11 protein-coding genes are annotated in these 12,925 nt (G+C 72.5%); 3 read left to right on the top strand and 8 right to left on the bottom strand.

All coding sequences use genetic code 11. The annotated features are described in order from the left end of the window. Window positions 1-32: 32 nt before the first annotated feature. Window positions 33-1,019, bottom strand: a complete 987-nt coding sequence (locus OIE67_RS24790; RefSeq protein WP_326644246.1) for an aldo/keto reductase — start codon at window positions 1,017-1,019, stop codon at window positions 33-35. A 160-nt stretch (window positions 1,020-1,179) separates the two neighbouring features. On the opposite strand from OIE67_RS24790, the gene OIE67_RS24785 reads away from it, so the two are divergent. Next, on the top strand, window positions 1,180-2,103 hold the full coding sequence (locus OIE67_RS24785; RefSeq protein ID WP_326644244.1) for a helix-turn-helix domain-containing protein: 924 nt from the start codon (window positions 1,180-1,182) through the stop codon (window positions 2,101-2,103). Here OIE67_RS24785 and OIE67_RS24780 read toward each other — a convergent pair. Genes OIE67_RS24780 through OIE67_RS24765 form a run of 4 tightly spaced genes read right to left on the bottom strand, consistent with a single transcriptional unit; the run spans window position 1,994 to window position 6,144 of the window. Beyond that, window positions 1,994-3,898, bottom strand: coding sequence for a hypothetical protein (locus OIE67_RS24780; protein WP_326644242.1), 1,905 nt, complete (start codon window positions 3,896-3,898; stop codon window positions 1,994-1,996). The genes OIE67_RS24785 and OIE67_RS24780 overlap by 110 nt on opposite strands. Window positions 3,899-3,920: 22 nt before the next feature. Continuing rightward, window positions 3,921-4,538: a pentapeptide repeat-containing protein gene (locus OIE67_RS24775; RefSeq protein WP_106237172.1), complete on the bottom strand. Its 618-nt coding sequence runs from the start codon at window positions 4,536-4,538 to the stop codon at window positions 3,921-3,923. A gap of 32 nt (window positions 4,539-4,570) precedes the next feature. Continuing rightward, a complete protein-coding gene (locus OIE67_RS24770; protein ID WP_106237174.1) occupies window positions 4,571-5,734 on the bottom strand; it encodes a cation:proton antiporter in 1,164 nt (387 codons plus the stop codon). Window positions 5,735-5,742: 8 nt separating this feature from the next. After that, a complete protein-coding gene (locus OIE67_RS24765; RefSeq protein ID WP_326644239.1) occupies window positions 5,743-6,144 on the bottom strand; it encodes a cation:proton antiporter regulatory subunit in 402 nt (133 codons plus the stop codon). A 256-nt stretch (window positions 6,145-6,400) separates the two neighbouring features. Between OIE67_RS24765 and OIE67_RS24760 the strand changes: the two genes are divergently transcribed. Then, window positions 6,401-6,691, top strand: a complete 291-nt coding sequence (locus OIE67_RS24760; protein WP_326644237.1) for a response regulator transcription factor — start codon at window positions 6,401-6,403, stop codon at window positions 6,689-6,691. A gap of 148 nt (window positions 6,692-6,839) precedes the next feature. Here the strand turns inward: OIE67_RS24760 and OIE67_RS24755 are convergent, their stop codons facing one another. Continuing rightward, on the bottom strand, window positions 6,840-8,021 hold the full coding sequence (locus tag OIE67_RS24755) for an acetate/propionate family kinase (RefSeq protein WP_326644235.1): 1,182 nt from the start codon (window positions 8,019-8,021) through the stop codon (window positions 6,840-6,842). Beyond that, on the bottom strand, window positions 7,997-10,315 hold the full coding sequence (locus OIE67_RS24750; protein WP_326644232.1) for a phosphoketolase family protein: 2,319 nt from the start codon (window positions 10,313-10,315) through the stop codon (window positions 7,997-7,999). The genes OIE67_RS24755 and OIE67_RS24750 overlap by 25 nt, the downstream gene beginning before the upstream one ends. 62 nt (window positions 10,316-10,377) lie before the next feature. On the opposite strand from OIE67_RS24750, the gene OIE67_RS24745 reads away from it, so the two are divergent. Continuing rightward, window positions 10,378-12,084, top strand: coding sequence for an IlvD/Edd family dehydratase (locus OIE67_RS24745; protein WP_326644230.1), 1,707 nt, complete (start codon window positions 10,378-10,380; stop codon window positions 12,082-12,084). Here the strand turns inward: OIE67_RS24745 and OIE67_RS24740 are convergent. Then, complete coding sequence (locus tag OIE67_RS24740; RefSeq protein WP_326644228.1) at window positions 12,049-12,921, bottom strand: helix-turn-helix transcriptional regulator; 873 nt, start codon at window positions 12,919-12,921, stop codon at window positions 12,049-12,051. The two genes, OIE67_RS24745 and OIE67_RS24740, sit on opposite strands and share 36 nt — an antisense overlap. Window positions 12,922-12,925 lie beyond the last annotated feature (4 nt).

Below are 12,925 nucleotides of genomic sequence, written 5' to 3'. Positions count from 1 at the left end.
CCGGGGTGGCGGGCGTCAGCGGGGTGGTGGTGTCAGCGGCCGATGAGGCGGGGGAGGGCGTCGCCGTAGAGGTCCTGGCTGGCGTCCGTCTGGGCGATGAAGTCGCCGGGAAAGCCCAGCTCGAACTCCGCCGCCGCCTCCAGCCGCCGCACCGCCTCCTCGGGCAGCCGTACGTCCGAGGCCCCCAGGTTGTCCGTGAGCTGCTCTTCGGTGCTCGCCCCGATGATCGGATGCACGCCACGCGCCACCGCCCAGGCGATCGCCGCCTGCGAAGGCGTCACCCCCAGCTCGCCGGCCACCTCCGTCACGACCCGCGCCGCGGCCCGGTCCCGCTCGCTGATCGACTCCGGTGACACCCGCGAGGCCGCCGCCCCCGGCCGCGCGTACCGTCCGGACAGCACGCCCCGCGCGAGCACGCCCCACGCCGCCACACTCATCCCGTACGCCCGCGCCATCGGCAGCAGCTCACGCTCCACGTCCCGCCACAGCAGGCTGTAGGGCATTTGCAGCCCGGCGAACGGCGTCCACCCCCGCCACTCCGCCAGCGTGTTGGCCCGGCTGACCACCCACGCGGGCGCGTCGGAGATGCCCGCGTAGAGCACCTTGCCCGAGCGGACCACGTCGTCCAGCGCCCGCATCGTCTCCTCCACGGGCGTGTGCCGGTCCCACACGTGCACCCAGAACAGGTCGATGTAGTCGGTGCGCAGCCGGCGCAGGCTCTGCTCCAGCGACAGCACCAGGTTCTTGCGGTGGTTGCCGGCCGCGTTCAGGTCGGTGCGGTCGCGGGTGGGGGTGTACTTCGTCGCCAGGACGAAACGGTCGCGGCGGCCCTGGAGCAGCTCGCCGACGACGTTCTCGCTCTCGCCGTACATGGAGGCGGTGTCGACCACGTTGCCTCCGGCGTCGGCGTACCGATCGAAGATCCGCCGCACCTCGGGCGAGGCCTCCCGGTAGGTCATCGCGCCGAGGAACAGCTCGGACACCCGCAATCCGGTACGCCCCAGCAGCCGGTAACGCATCAGGCCCTCCCCGCGAACGAGCCCGAGCCGGTCATGATCACTGTCGTCTTCTTCATGGTCACCCACCCTGCCGTGCCGCCGTACGCGCGAGGAAGGCCGGGCCCAGACCAGCCCCCGGAGGGCCACGATAAGCGAGCGGCCGGCCTCTAGACTCGACCCCGTGAGCGACAACGAGCTGGGGGCCTACCTGCGCGCACGAAGGGAGGCGACCCGGCCCGCCGACGTCGGCCTGCCCGGCGGCGGACGCCGACGCACGCCCGGACTGCGCAGGTCGGAGCTCGCCACCGTGGCCGGGGTGAGCGTCGAATATCTGACCAGGCTGGAGCAGGGTCGCGACCGCAACCCGTCGGTGGGGGTGCTCGTCTCGCTCGCCGACGCCCTGCGCCTGACCCCGCAGGAGCGCATCCACCTGCGCCACCTGGTCAAGGTGACCAGCGGCGGCATGGCGCTGTGCCCGTCCGGAGGCCAGGCGCCCCCACGCACCGTGCGTCCCACCGTGCGGGCGCTGCTCGACCGGCTCGAACCCGCCCCAGCGGTGCTGCTCAACCGGCTGGGCGACGTGCTCGCCCACACCACCGGTTTCGAGCGGCTGCACGGTCCCGCCGGCCTGCTGGAGTACGACCTGCCCAATCTGACCCGCTTCGTCTTCTCCGACGCGCGGGCCAGGACCGTCTACCCCGACTGGGACCGGGTCGCCGACGAGTACGCCGCCACGCTCAAGTACGAGGCCGGCGCCGACGACCCCTGGGGGGCCGAGCTGGTCGACGAGCTGTCCTTCGCGGCGGGGGAGGCCTTCACCGGGCGCCTCGCCGCGGCGTCCGGGCCACCGGTGCCGGACGACGTGCAGCGCTTCGCGCATCCGGAGGTGGGTGAGCTGCGGCTGGCCAGGGAGCGGCTCGACCTGAGCGGGTCGGAGCAGCGGCTCGTGGTCTACCTGCCCGCCGACGCCGCCACCGCCGCCGCGCTCGACCGGCTCACGCGCGGCGCAGCGAGCGGGTCAGGCCGGCGGCGATCGTCGTGGCCAGCACCCAGCCCGCCGCGATCAGCCCGTACGCCAGCCACTGCGTCCCCCCGCCGGGGTTGAACGCCTTGTCCTGGCCGAAGTCGATGATCGGCAGCAGCAGGTCGAGCGAGTAGACCAGGGCGTTGAACTCCGGCGCCTCACCCGCCTTCAGTGGCGGCGGCTCGTTCTGCGCGAACACCAGCGTGCCCAGGGCCAGCAGCGCGAGCAGCCAGCCGGCCGCGCGCAGGGGGCGGAAGCCGTAGCCGACGGTGACGTCCTGGAGGTGCCCCCACAGGCGCGCGTACCAGGGTAAGGACGAGCGGCGCTGCTGCTGACCGGCCAGCAGCGTGTCACGGGCGTCGTTCTCGCTGCCCAGCCGCCGGTAGAGCGCGGCGAGCTGCTCGTAGGCGTTGGGCAGGTAGCCGTCGATGTCGCGGCCGAGCCAGCCGAGCCGTTCGGCGGCCGGCAGCATGGGTTCGAGCGCCTCGTACGACAGCCCGTCCATGCGCAGCTCGTCCGGCCACACGCCGGGGCTGTCGCGCAGCACCCCGATGCGCGCGTGCCGCAGCTCCACCGTGCCCTGGACCGGCTTGGCGGTGTGCAGCGACAGCTCCCGCGTCTCCATCCCGAGGCACTTGAGCGCCACGTCGCCGGGCGCCTCCAGCGTGGCGCCCTTGAGGCAGAGGCGGCTGCCGATCCTGGCGTTGGTCAGCCGGATGCGCCCGCGCGCCGAGAAGCCGTCGCAGAGGTTGAGCACCTTGCCGACCGTGAGGCCGTTGGCCGACAGCGCCGCGCCGCCGGGGTTGACCAGCGTGGCGCCCTCGAAGTGGACAGGACCGCTGACGGAGGCGTCGAGCAGGCTGATCTCGCCCTCGGCCGTCAGCCCTTCGCGGGCCACGAGGGCGCCGTCGACGATGAGGCCGTCGCCCGCCAGCACGAGGTCACCGGGATTGCGCAGACGCGCTCCGCTGACGTTGAACGAGCGGCCGATGGTGGCGGCCTCGACCCAGACGATGCCCTCGATCTCGGTGAGCGACAGGAACAGCCCGCCCTCGGCGTTGAGCCCGCCGGCGCGCACCGCGAGGCGGCCGGGGTTGCGCAGGCGGGAGCCGCGCAGCGACAGCGGCCCGCCGACCCGGGCGAAGCGCAGGCTGAACTCCCCGTCCACCTCGACGTCCCGCGCGAACAGCGCCACCTGGGCGACCAGGTTGGACCCGCCGAACGCCAGCCCGCCCGGGGCCCGCAGGCGCGCGCCGTCCAGCTGGACCGCCCCGCCGATGCCGGCCGCGGTGAGCAGGATCTCGCCGTCGCAGGTGAAGCCGTCCTCGGCGCGCAGATTGGCGCCGAGATCGAGGTGCTCGGCGTTGAGCGCGATGCCGCCGGGATGGTCGAGGCGGGCGCCGTTCAGCGTGAGGGTGCCGTTGATCCGGGCGCCGGGCATGCGCAGCTCGCCGCGCACGTGGCAGCCGCCCAGCCGCAGGTTGCCCTCGACCTGGATGTTGGAGGCGGTCAGGCCGGGCATGTGGGAGCCGGCGAAGCTGAGGAAGCGGGTGCGGGCCTGGTAGAGGTCGGGGACCTCGTCGAACACGCAGTCGTGCAGGATGACCGGGAAGTCGATCTCGCCGAACGCCAGCTTGAGCTCGCCGGTGATGCGCGCCCCGATCAGGCGCAGGCCGGGTTTGTCGGCGGGGCCGGAGTAATCGGCCAGCAGCAGCCGTTCCAGCACCTCCGCGCGCACGTCGCGGTCGGTGCCCCAGGAGGCGGCGTCGGCGGGGGAGTCGCGGGCGGGGTCGCCCGAGCGCAGGTCGACCTTGGCGCCGCGGGCGACGGCGGCGGACACGGCCTGCTCGGCGGGGGTGAGTTCGGCGTTAGGCAAGAGGCGTCCCGGGGGGTGGGGGTCAGTCTCGTACGTCAAACCCTAGGGCCCCCGCGACCACGGTCGCCTGGAACGGGTCGATGATCGCGTCCTTCATCGTGACCTCGCGCGGGTCGAGCGTGCTCAGGTCGCTGCCGCGCAGATCGCATCTGGTGAGGTCGGCCTCGCGCAGCCACGCCCCGGACAGGTCGCAGCGCCGCAGCTCGGCGCCCTCCAGCCGGGCCGCCGACAGGTCGGCCTCACGCAGCCGGGTGCCGTGGAAGGCGCTGCCGCGCAGGTCGGCGCCGGCCAGGGCGACGTAGGACCAGTCGCCGCCGGACACCTTCAGCAGCCCGTACGTGCAGCCGTCGAACACGCAGCCGGTCAGCTTGCAGCCCGTGAACGTGGCATCGAAGAACGAGCAGCGCGAGAACACGCAGTTGAGGAAACGCGCGTCCTCGTGGACCGACACGTTGAAGCGCACGTTGCGGAACTGGCACTCCTCGAAGGAGGAGCCGTGGTCGGACAGCTCCGTCATGTCCACGTCCTGGAACAGCACCCGGCGATGGTTCTCACCGGAGATGTCGAGGCTGTCCCAGTCCGCGGACCTGATCGTCTTGTCCACCGGGGGTGCGGAAACGCCGAGCCTGCGGTCTGCCATGCGAACAAACTAGCGGACCGGCGCTCCCGCCGTCAGGCCGCCCGGTTGGCGATGGAGGTGATGAGCGGCTGCACCAGCTTGGCCGCCAGCGGGCCGAACGCCGCCAGGATGAGGACGTACGCCGCCGCCAGCGCTCCCAGGTCGGGATGTACGCCCGCGCCCACCGCCAGACCGGCGATGACGATGTTGAACTCACCGCGCGGGATGAGCGCGATGCCCGCCCGCGCCTGGCCGGCCTTGGCGATGCCCGCCTGTTTGGCCGCGTACATACCGGTCAGCAGCTTGGTGATCATGCTGATCAGGGCCAGCAGCGCGGCCAGGCCCGCGACCGGGAGGATCTTCGCCGGATCGGTCTGGAAGCCGAAGAAGACGAAGAACACGGCCGCGAACAGGTCGCGCAGCGGCGCCAGCAGCGCCTGCGCGTCCTCGGCCAGCTCGCCGGAGAGCGCGATGCCGACCAGGAACGCGCCCACCGCCGCCGAGACCTGCAGCTGCTGGGCCAGACCGGCGACCAGCAGGGCGAGGCCGACGACCTTGAGCAGCAGCACCTCGGAGTTGGGGCTGGACACGAACGCCTCGATGAAGCGCCCGAAGCGCAGCGCCACGACGAGCACCACGCTCACGGTGAGGAGCGCGATGCCGACCGAGATGGCCCCGCTGAGCAGGCTCAGCCCGGCCAGCATGGTCGTCAGGACCGGCAGGTAGATCGCCATCGTGAGGTCTTCGAAGACCAGCAGCGAAAGGACCGTCGGCGTCTCCCGGTTACCGATCCACCCCAGGTCGGACAGCACCTTGGCGGTGATGCCTGACGAGGTGGCGTAGGTGACGCCGGCCATCGCCACGGCGGCGACCGGCCCCCAGCCGAGCAGCAGCGCGCAGACGGCGCCGGGCGCGGCGTTGAGCACCAGGTCCACGATGCCCGCCCGGGCGTTGCTCTTGAGGCTGGTGACCAGTTCGTCGGCGTTGTATTCCAGGCCCAGCGTGAGCAGCAGCAGCACCACGCCCAGCTCGGCCCCGACCGAGATGAACTCCTCGCTCGTGGCCAGCGGCAGCACGCCGCCGGTGCCGAACGCCAGGCCGGCGATCAGGTAGAGCGGGATGGGGGAGATGCCGCCGCGCAGCGCCAGGGCGCCCAGGACGCCAAGGCCGAGAAGTACGGCTCCGAACTCGAGAAAGATGATCGCGGTTTCGTGCACCCGCGGCCCTATCCTTCGGCCAGAATGCCGGCGACCTCGGCCGTGCTGTCCTCGCTGCCGACGACGACCACGACATCACCGATGCGGAACGTGAAGTCAGGGCCGGGGCTGGCGAAGACCTGCCCGCTCCTGACGACGGCCACGATCGAGGCGCTCGTACGGGTCCGCACGCGCGCGTCACCCATGGGGCGGCCCGCGTAGGGGGAGCCGTCGGGAATGGGGAGCTGCACGCTGACCAGCCCCTCGACCTGCTGGTGCAGCTGGTTGAGCCGCTGCACGATGCGAGGGGCGCCCAGGAGCTCGGCCAGGGCGTCGGCCTCCTCGTCGTTGAGCTTGACCATCTGACAGACCGAATCCGGGTCATCCTTGTCGTAGATGACCAGATCCCGGCGTCCGGTGCGATGAGACACGACACCCACCCGCTGTCCCTTGCGGGTAAGGAAGTCATGTTTCAAGCCGATTCCCGGGAGCGCTGTCTGTTCGACCTCCACCTATCCCACCCGTCCAAACTCGAACATTTCTGGACAACCTTACCAACGGCTTACCCTGGGCTGATCCATGCGTGATGACCATCCGGTCATGCTTTGCCTGCTCATGGGGGACAAGCCGGTGGGCGGCGTCCGGGGAACCTGCGATCAGGCCGCCTGACGTGCGAGACTGCGTCTCATGCCGCCCGCCCCCTCGATCCTGCTGGTTCTCGTGGAGGACCACGCCATGGTCGCGGAGGCCATCGGGCAGGCGCTCGGCCGCGCCCCCGGCATCGAGGTGGTGGCCCAGGCCGGGACCATCGCCGGCGCCGTGGCCGAGACCGGCAGGTGCCGGCCCGACGTGGTCGTGCTCGACCGCCGGCTGCCCGACTGCGGTTGTGGGGCGCCGAGCTGCCCGACAAGCACGCCGCCGGGCTGCGCGCGATCGACGCCGCCGTCGACGCCGCCGTCCACCGCCTGCGTGAGCTGACCTTCAGCCTGCGCCCGCCCGGCGGGCGGCTGGTGGAGCATCGGCGGCAGGCCGGGCGAGGGCACCACGGTGGAGTTCTGGGTGCCCGCCGGGCCGGCCCTCGCCGACGGCCGGGCGGCATCGCCGCGCGGCTGACCCGCCCGTGCCGTCAGGCGCCGCCGATCAGGGTGTGGGCCTGGCAGGCGATCTCCCACTCCTCGTCCGTCGGGACGACCAGCACCGCGACCTGCGCGTCCGGCGGCGAGATCGCGCGTTCCGCCCGCGAGCCCGCCGCGTTCAGCTCCTGGTCCACCGCGATGCCCAGACGGTCCAGCCCGGCCAGCGACTCGGCCCGGGTGGCGGCGTCGTGCTCGCCCACCCCGCCGGTGAACACGATCGCGTCCAGGCGGCCGAGCAGCGCGTAGTACGCGCCCACGTACTTGCGGATCCGCCGCGTGTAGACGGCGAGGGCGAGCCTGGCCTCGTCGTCGTCGCGGGCGCGTACCTCCCGCATGTCCCCGGTCCCGGCGAGCGCGAGCAGGCCGCCCGCGTGGCCGAGCGCGTCCTCCACCTGACGGGCGTCCATCCCGTCCACGCGGGCGAGGTAGCCGCCGAACGCGGGGTCCACGTCGCCTGAGCGGGTGCCCATGACGAGGCCCTCCAGCGGGGTCAGGCCCATGGAGGTGTCGACGCTGCGGCCGCCGGAGATCGCGGTGGCGCTGGCGCCGTTGCCGAGGTGCAGCACGATCAGGTCGAGCTCGGCCAGGTCACGGCCCAGGACGGCGGCGGCGCGGCGGGAGACGTACGCGCACGAGGTGCCGTGGAAGCCGTAGCGGCGCACGCCGAGCCGCTCGCGCCAGTCGCGGGGCACCGCGTACGTGTACGCCTCCGGCGGCAGCGTGCGATGGAACGCCGTGTCGAACACCGCCACCTGTGCCACCCCGGGGAAGGCCGCCCGCGCCACGCGTACGCCGGCCAGGTTGACCGGATTGTGCAGCGGCGCGAGCGGCGCCAGCTCCTCGATGGCGGCGATCACGCCGTCGTCGATGACGACCGCCTCCGTGAAACGGTCGCCGCCGTGCACGATCCGGTGCCCGACCGCGACGGGGTCGAGCCGCGGCCCCTCCCGCGCGAACGCCTCCATGACCGCGGCCAGCCCCTCCTCGTGCGTGGCGAACCGGGCCGCCCGCTCGTACGGCGGCCCGCCGCCCGCGTGGTGCTCCAGCCGCCCGGACTCCTCGCCGATGCGCTCGACCAGGCCGCGGGCGGGGCGCTCGCCCGTGCCCATGTCCACGAGCTCGTACTTGATCGAGGAGGAGCCGGTGTTCAGGACGAGGATGCGCCCGGCCATGTCCACGACCTGATGTCCGCCGGGTCCTCGCCGTGGTCCCGCGTGTACGCGCGGGCCCGCAGCCGCTCGTCGCTCATGTGCTGGCGCAGGTGCGCCGCCTTGGCGCCGAGGCCGGGAACCCGGTCGATGACGTCCATGACGAGGTGGAAGCGGTCGATGTCGTTGAGCATGCACATGTCGAACGGCGTCGTCGTGGTGCCCTCCTCCTTGTAGCCGCGCACGTGGATGTTGGCGTGGCCGTTGCGCCGGTAGGTGAGCTGGTGGATGAGCGACGGGTAGCCGTGGAAGTTGAAGATGACCGGCCTGTCCCGGGTGAACAGCGTGTCGAACTCGGCGTCCGACATGCCGTGCGGGTGCTCCGTGGGCGGCTGCAGGCGCATCAAGTCCACCACGTTGACGAGGCGTACCCGCAGCTCGGGCAGGTGCTCGCGCAGGAGCGCGGCGGCGGCCAGCGTCTCCAGGGTGGGCACGTCGCCGGCGCAGGCCAGCACCACGTCCGGCTCCGTGCCCTGGTCGGTGGAGGCCCACGGCAGGATGCCCAGCCCGCGCGTGTTGTGCGCGATGGCCTCTTCCATGGTGAACAGGTCCAGCACCGGCTGCTTGCCGGCCACGATGACGTTGACGTAGTCGCGCGAGCGCAGGCAGTGGTCGCCGACCGAGAGCAGCGTGTTGGCGTCCGGCGGCAGGTAGACCCGCACCACCGACGCCTTCTTGTTCACCACCACGTCGAGGAAGCCGGGATCCTGGTGGCTGAAGCCGTTGTGGTCCTGCCGCCACACGTGCGACGACAGCAGGTACGTCAGCGACGCCACCGGCCGCCGCCACGGGATCTTCTGCGACGACTCCAGCCACTTGGCGTGCTGGTTGAACATCGCGTCGATGATGTGGATGAACGCCTCGTAACAGTTGAACAGCCCGTGCCGCCCGGTCAGCAGGTAACCCTCCAGCCAGCCCTGGCACAGGTGCTCGCTCAGCACCTCCATGACCCGGCCGCCCGGCCCCAGGTTCTCGTCCGTCGGCAGCGTCTCGGCGTCCCAGGCCCGGTCGGTGACCTCGAACACCTCCGACAGCCGGTTCGAGGCGGTCTCGTCCGGGCCCATCAGCCGGAACGTGTCCGGGTTCGCGGCGATCACGTCGCGCAGGAACCCGCCCAGCACCCGCGTGGGCTCGCTGGACTGCTCGGCCGGCGCCTTGACCTCGATCGCGAGCCGGCGGAAGTCCGGCAGCCGCAGCGGCTCCAGCAGCTCGCCGCCGTTGGTGTGCGGGTTGGCGCTCATCCTGCGCGGGCCGTCAGGGACCGTGCGCAGGATCTCCCCGACCGGCCGCCCGTCCGAGCCGAACAGCTCATCCGGCCGGTACGAGCGCATCCACTCCTCCAGCTGGGCCAGGTGCGTCGCGTTCTCGCGGACCTTGGCCAGCGGCACCTGGTGCGCCCGCCAGGTGCCCTCCACCGGCTTGCCGTCCACCTCCTTGGGGCCGGTCCAGCCCTTGGGCGTGCGCAGGATGATCATCGGCAGCCGGCCGGCGTCGCCCGCCTTGTACGCGGCCATCTCCTCGAACGCCGTGTCGAGGGTGCCGGCCATCTCCTCGTGGTCGGGGCCGACCAGGTGGGGGCGGTAGCCGTACCCCTCCATGAGCTTGATCAGTTCGTCGGTGGGGATGCGGGCCAGGACGGTCGGGTTGGCGATCTTGTAGCCGTTCAGGTGCAGGATGGGCAGCACCATGCCGTCGCGGCGGCGGTCCACGAACTTGTTGGAGTGCCAGCTCGCGGCCAGCGGGCCGGTCTCGGCCTCGCCGTCGCCGATGACGCAGGCGACGACCAGATCGGGGTTGTCGAAGGCGGCGCCGTACGCGTGCGCGAGCGCGTACCCCAGCTCGCCGCCCTCGTGGATGGATCCCGGCGTCTCCGGCGCCACGTGACTGGGGATGCCGCCGGGGAAGGAGAACTGGCGGAACAGCCGCCGCATGCCCTCCACGTCCTGCGACACGTCCGGATAGCGCTCCGAGTACGACCCCTCCAGCCACGCGTGCGCCACCGCCGCGGGCCCGCCGTGACCGGGGCCCGCGATGTAGATCATGTCCTGGTCCCGCTCGCGGATCACCCGGTTGAGGTGGGCGAAGCAGAAGTTCAGGCCGGGCGTCGTGCCCCAGTGGCCGAGCAGGCGCGGCTTGATGTGCTCCGGCCGCAGCGGCTCGGTGAGCAGCGGGTTGTCCAGCAGGTAGATCTGCCCGACGGACAGATAATTGGCCGCCCGCCAGTAGGCGTCTATGTGGTCCATGTCTGTGTGGTCCATGCCCCTGCTGATTCCTCCACAGAGCGTGATGAATCCCCTGAGGCGCCGATAAGGTGCCGAGCATGGATTTGAGGAGTTCGCGCTGGTACTCGGGGAACGACCGTAACTCCTACATTCACCGGGCCTGGATGCGCCGTGGCCTGCCGCGCGAGGCGTTCGAGGGCGGCAAGCCGCACATCGCCATCGCCAACACCGCCTCCGACCTCACCCCCTGCAACTCCCACCTGAACGAGGTGGCCCGGAGCGTCATGAACGGCGTCTGGGAGGCCGGCGGCGTGCCGCTCAACCTGCCCGTCGTCTCCCTCGGCGAGACGAACGTACGCCCCACCGCCATGCTCTGGCGCAACCTGGCCGCCATGGCCACCGAGGAGATGCTGCGCGCCAACCCCGTCGACGGCGTCGTGCTGCTCGGTGGCTGCGACAAGACCATCCCGTCGCTGCTCATGGCCGCCGCCTCCGTGGACCTGCCGGCGCTCGTCGTACCCGGCGGCCCGATGCTCACCGGGCACTTCCGCGGCGCCCCGCTCGGCTGCGGCACCGACGTGTGGCGGCTCAGCGAGGAGGTCCGCGCGGGCACGCTCTCCCGCGAGGCGTTCCTGCGCTCCGAGTCCTCCATGATCCGCAGCCGCGGCCACTGCAACACCATGGGCACCGCCTCCACCATGGCCTGCATGGCCGAGGCGCTCGGCATGACCCTGCCCGGCACCGCCGGCACCCCCGCCCCCGACAGCCGCCTGCTGGAGCTCTCCCACGAGAGCGGCCGCCTGGCCGTCGAGCTGGTCGAACGCGGACGCCGCCCCAGCCAGATCATGACCAGGGGCTCCTTCCTCAACGCCATCGTCGCCCTGGCCGCCGTCGGCGGCTCGACCAACGCCGTCGTCCACCTGCTGGCCGTCGCCGGCCGCCTCGGCGTCCGGCTCGACCTCGACGACTTCGACCGCACCGGCTCCGGCGTGCCGCTGCTGGCGGACCTGCAGCCGGCCGGCCGCCACCTGATGGACGACCTGTTCCGCGCGGGCGGCCTGGCCGCCCTGCTCAAGGAGGTCGAGGACCTGCTCGACCCCGGCGCGATCACCGTCACAGGCCGGCCGCTCGTCGAGCACCTCGCCGGGGCCGAGATCTGGGACGAGGACGTCATCCGCCGCCGCTCGAACCCGCTGCTGCCCGACGCCGGCATCGCCGTCCTGCGCGGCAACCTCGCCCCCTCCGGCGCGGTGATCAAGCCCGCCGCCGCCTCGCCCGAGCTGCTGCGCCACCGCGGCAGGGCCGTCGTCTTCGACAGCGTGGAGGACGTCCACGCCCGGCTCGACTCGCCCGACCTGGACGTGGACGAGACCTCCGTGCTGATCCTGCGCGGCTGCGGGCCCAAGGGTTATCCCGGCATGCCCGAGGTCGGCAACCTGCCGCTGCCCGCCAAGCTGCTGGAGAAGGGGGTACGCGACATGGTGCGCGTCAGCGACGCCCGGATGAGCGGCACCGCGTACGGCACCGTCGTCCTGCACGCCGCCCCCGAGGCCGCCGCCGGCGGGCCGCTGGCCAGAGTGCGCACCGGCGACCCGATCGTGCTCGACGTGGCCGCCCGCCGCCTCGACGTGGACGTGCCCGACGCCGAGCTGGCCGCCAGGCAGCCGGTCATGACCGGTCACGCGCGGCCCGTACGCGGGTGGGAACGCCTCTACGTCGAGCACGTCACCCAGGCCGACCGCGGCGCCGACCTCGACTTCCTCATCGGCTCATCCGGCGACCACGTCGGGCGGGAGTCCCACTGACCCTTCCGCCGGGATCGAGGCGAGGGACCCGAGCAGCTTCAGCTTCTCCGCCGTTTCGCTCTCGGCGTCGGCGTAGTAGAGGACGAGCAGGACGTCCCCCACGGGGAGCTTGTCGCGGTGCAGGCGCAGCTCCCCGAGCGCGGGATGGTCGACGGTGGCGGTGCCGCCGTCGAGCGTCCTGACGTCGTGGCGGGCCCACAACTGCCGGAAGCGTCCGCTGGCCAGGGAGAGCTCGCCCACGAGCTCGACCACGCGGGCGTCGTCGGCGTCGTCGCCGACGGTCTGGCGGAACGCGGCGACGATGCCCGCCGCCGACGCCTCCCAGTCCTGGTGGAACGCCTGTTCCTCCGGGTCGAGCAGGAGCGAGCGCAGCCGGTTCTCGCCCGGCCGCAGCCGGGGCGAGAGCGCGGTGGCCAGGGCGTTGGCGGCCAGGACGTCGAACGTGCGGCTCTCCACGAAGGCGGGCACCCCCACCACCGCGAGGAGGTGGTGCAGCCGGGCCGGGACGCGCGGTGGCGGTCTGCGCCGTCCGGGGCGGCGGGGCGCGGCGGCCGTGCCGGCGAGGTCGTGCAGGTAGGCGCGTTCGACCTCGTCCAGCATCAGCACGCGGGCGAGTGCGTCGAGGACCTGCGGGGAGGGCCGGGTGTCGCGGCCCCGTTCCAGCCGCAGGTAGTAGTCGGCGCTGATCCCGGCGAGCATGGCGACCTCCTCCCTGCGCAGGCCGGGCACCCGGCGGGTGCCTCCTGCGGGGATCCCCGTCTGTTCGGGGGAGACGAGGTCGCGCCGGGCCCGCAGGTAGGCGCCCAGCCGGTTCGTCCCCGAGCCGTTCATGGGCATGGGC

The sequence above is a fragment of the Nonomuraea fuscirosea genome (assembly GCF_035917475.1).
Classification (GTDB): domain Bacteria; phylum Actinomycetota; class Actinomycetes; order Streptosporangiales; family Streptosporangiaceae; genus Nonomuraea; species Nonomuraea fuscirosea.
The sequence above is the reverse complement of the archived record's forward strand: the minus strand, read 5'-3'. Positions and strand labels throughout refer to the sequence as shown.

What these genes read in the sequence shown, in the direction of transcription:
- OIE67_RS24790 (WP_326644246.1), bottom strand. Translation starts at nt 1,019, where the DNA reads ATGCGTTACCGGCTGCTGGGGCGTACCGGATTGCGGGTGTCCGAGCTG.
- OIE67_RS24775 (WP_106237172.1), bottom strand. Translation starts at nt 4,538, where the DNA reads ATGGCAGACCGCAGGCTCGGCGTTTCCGCACCCCCGGTGGACAAGACG.
- OIE67_RS24760 (WP_326644237.1), top strand. Translation starts at nt 6,401, where the DNA reads ATGCCGCCCGCCCCCTCGATCCTGCTGGTTCTCGTGGAGGACCACGCC.
- OIE67_RS24755 (WP_326644235.1), bottom strand. Translation starts at nt 8,021, where the DNA reads ATGGCCGGGCGCATCCTCGTCCTGAACACCGGCTCCTCCTCGATCAAG.
- OIE67_RS24750 (WP_326644232.1), bottom strand. Translation starts at nt 10,315, where the DNA reads ATGGACCACACAGACATGGACCACATAGACGCCTACTGGCGGGCGGCC.
- OIE67_RS24745 (WP_326644230.1), top strand. Translation starts at nt 10,378, where the DNA reads ATGGATTTGAGGAGTTCGCGCTGGTACTCGGGGAACGACCGTAACTCC.
- OIE67_RS24740 (WP_326644228.1), bottom strand. Translation starts at nt 12,921, where the DNA reads ATGCCCATGAACGGCTCGGGGACGAACCGGCTGGGCGCCTACCTGCGG.